Source organism: Streptomyces albipurpureus (assembly GCF_023701525.1).
In the GTDB taxonomy this organism is placed as follows: domain Bacteria; phylum Actinomycetota; class Actinomycetes; order Streptomycetales; family Streptomycetaceae; genus Streptomyces; species Streptomyces albipurpureus.
Window position 1 is genome coordinate 1 of sequence record NZ_JAMQAW010000131.1, and the last position, 723, is coordinate 723.

The window sequence follows — 723 nt, forward strand, 5'->3', positions numbered from 1 at the left end:
GGATGGCTGCGCCGGTTCGCCGCGAGGGCCGAGACGGTGCGGCGGTATTTCACCGTGCTTCTGGTCGACGCCGGGGTTGACCCGGTGCCTCCCGGAACGGCCCGGACGGTCTTCGCCGACGCGGTCGCCGCGGTGGTGGGGGCCTGGTGGTCGATGACGTCCAGGTGGCCGGGCGTCGGCATGGTGTCGCCCTGGCTGGCGGCCTGCGCGGTGACCGACGGGATACTGCTGGCCCCCGCCTGGCCTGCCAAAACGATCAACACGAGCCGCCCCTGACGCCACGCCGATCCCTCCTGCCAGCCTCTGCGCGTGCGTCTGTCGACGCCGTGATCGAGAGGCTGGTGGGCGGGTGGCAGGACAGGAAGACCAGACACGGCTGGAACGGGCCCAGGCGATCGGGCTGTTCCGATACATGCTGATCAGGGAGGCTGCCGATCCGACGCTGTCGCGCCGTCAGCGCGGTGCGCTGGTGCGGGAGCTGGCTGCGGTGACCCATGTCGACCCGGACGGCCGGACTCTGCGGATCACCCGGTGGACCCTGGACCGCTGGATCATGGAATGGCGCCGTGGTGGCTTCGACGCCCTGGTGCCCTCGCCCCGCCAGTCCAGGCCCCGCACCCCGCCGGAGGTGATGGAGCTGGCCGCCTCGCTGAAGAAAGAGAACCCGACGCGGTCGTCAGCGCAGATCCGCCGGATCATGGCTGCCCAGCTCGGCTGGGCACC

At 71.4% G+C, this 723-nt stretch carries 2 protein-coding genes; both read left to right on the forward strand.

All coding sequences use genetic code 11. The features are described from left to right. The coding region (locus NBG84_RS40280) for a hypothetical protein (protein ID WP_250924713.1) at positions 1–276 on the forward strand (276 nt) is incomplete at its 5' end. Between the two features lie 73 nt (positions 277–349). Further along, a partial coding sequence (locus NBG84_RS40285; RefSeq protein ID WP_345780626.1) for a helix-turn-helix domain-containing protein occupies positions 350–723 on the forward strand: 374 nt, incomplete at its 3' end.